Raw genomic sequence first — 2185 nt, forward strand, 5'->3', positions numbered from 1 at the left:
TCGTCAACTTCTATTTTCGCTACCCCGTCGTTTCCGACCGGCCCTTTTTGCCCGGCATCGAGTGCCTGTCATTGGGGAGGCGAACTATAGCAAAGGGGCAGCGCACTTGCAAGGTCTTTCTCTATCTATATGAGAGGGCCATGCGCGGCACTCGCATTCCTGCGTTAGCGCCGGGGCCAACTGCTACAATTTCGCCCTTTCGCGGCACCCAACGCATTAATTCAGAAGACACTAGATGAAACAAGCTCAAAACATCGCGACACGCCCCGGCTTCACTTCCGGCTTCGGCGTACTCGCTGCCACTCTCGGCTCCGCAGTGGGACTCGGCAATATATGGAAGTTCCCGTATCTCACAGGCGCGAACGGCGGCGCCAGCTTTCTGCTGATTTACTTACTCGCGACGCTGCTGGTCGGCCTGCCGGTGATGATTGTCGAAATCACGCTGGGACGCCAAGCCAAGGCCAATCCGATTTCAACGCTGCAGATGTTGGCGCCAAAGGGGCGCATGTGGTGGTTGATCGGTGCGGCCGGCATGCTCGCCGCCTTCATGATTCTGTCGTTTTACTCCGAGGTGGTCGGCTGGATTTTCGCTTATGTGGTGAAGGCCATCGGGGGCACCATCTTAAGTAGCGACCGCCGCGTGACCGAGGCGGCTTTCGGTGCGCTGATCAGCGATCCCCTGCAGTCGCTGCTGTGGCAGTGGGGCGTGCTGATCTTTATTGGCGGCATCCTCCTGATGGGCGTGACCAAGGGCATTGAGGCGCTGACCAAAAAATTGATGCCGCTGCTGTTCGTGCTGCTGTTGATGCTCTGCGCCGTAAGCTTGTCACTGGATAAGGCGCGAGAAGGCCTGGCCTTCCTGTTCCAGCCCGACTTCAGCAAAATCACCGCGTCGGTCGTGCTAACGGCGATGGGCCTGGCGTTTTTCAAGCTATCGATTGGCATGGGCACGATGATGACCTACGGAAGCTATTTCCGCGATGACCAAAATATCCCGCTGACCACCCTTCGCGTGATGAGCGCCGACCTGTGCGTGTCGATGCTGGCGGGTATCGCCATCTTTCCTGCGGTGTTCACCTTCGGCTTCGAACCGGCGGCCGGCCCGGCACTGGTGTTTATCACCATCCCGGCCGTGTTTTCACAGATCCCAATGGGCCAGTTACTGATGGTCGTATTCTTTCTCTTGGCGGCCGTCGCCGCTACCGGTGCGATGCTGTCGCTCATGGAAGTGCCGGTGCTGATTTTCCACGAGCGCCTCGGCTTTTCCCGGCCGAAGGCGACCATGTTGACGATCGCGGTACTGGCACTGATGGGCTCCTGCTGCGCCTTGAGCAACAGCACGCTGGCCGACTTTAAGCTGTTTAACATGACCATGTTTGACCTGTTCGATTTCGTCTCGTCGAATGTCCTGCTTCCTGCGGGTGGCATTGCGATCGCGCTGTTTGTGGGCTGGGACTGGGGCATCGACAAGTTCAGCCGCGCACTGGGCAATGACGGCCAGCTGCAAAACAAAAGCGTCGCGCGCGCGGTATTTTTCCTGCTGCGCTACGTGTCGCCACTGCTGATCCTGGCCGTCATGCTGAAAGGCTTGAAGTTGTTCTAGTCGTCTTGATTGGCGATCAAGGCATGCAGCGCGGCGGCCAAGGCATACATGACCGGCGTCCGCGCGCGCTGAGCGGACATAGCAGAAAGTACGAGGCGCCATTGTCGACCTCTTCCAAAAACGGCGTCGTCAACGCGCCGTTGGCAAACCCCTCGGCCGCCCGCCGGGTATCGGCGATTACCACACCGTGGCCCTGCGCTGCGCCACTCAACATCAGATCCTGGGTATCGGAATCCAGCCCGCGGCCCAGGTTGACCCATGCACGGCAAGTTGCTCGAGCCGGCTACATCATTCCGCGCCGCCCGGCCCCGCATGCAACAATCTGGCGGCGCCAAGGTCGCCATGCTACGCTAGCGCGGCCTCCAGCGAGGACGCGCACATCGGTGTCAGCGTCTCCCGAAATGAATATCAGATTCCAGGCCGGGCCGACTACCCGTTCCGCACACTCTTCTCACCGACGCGCAGGTGTATATTGGTTTAACGCCCACAAAAACGCGGACGAAAAAAAGCCCCACATCTCTGCGGGGCTTTTTTAATATAACAAGCCTGACGATAACCTACTTTCACACTGGTTGCAGCACT

1 protein-coding gene is annotated in these 2185 nt (G+C 58.9%); it reads left to right on the forward strand.

The window, feature by feature from the left end; all coding sequences use genetic code 11:
- Positions 1–235 precede the first annotated feature (235 nt).
- Positions 236–1603, forward strand: a complete 1368-nt coding sequence (locus JANGC3_RS0127140; RefSeq protein ID WP_026133586.1) for a sodium-dependent transporter — start codon at positions 236–238, stop codon at positions 1601–1603.
- The last annotated feature ends 582 nt before the right edge of the window (positions 1604–2185 follow it).

This window comes from Janthinobacterium sp. CG3 (assembly GCF_000344615.1).
In the GTDB taxonomy this organism is placed as follows: Bacteria; Pseudomonadota; Gammaproteobacteria; order Burkholderiales; family Burkholderiaceae_D; genus Janthinobacterium.

Bases quoted from the DNA above. Each gene is read 5' to 3' on its own strand.
- JANGC3_RS0127140 (WP_026133586.1), top strand. From the start codon at position 236: ATGAAACAAGCTCAAAACATCGCGACACGCCCCGGCTTCACTTCCGGC.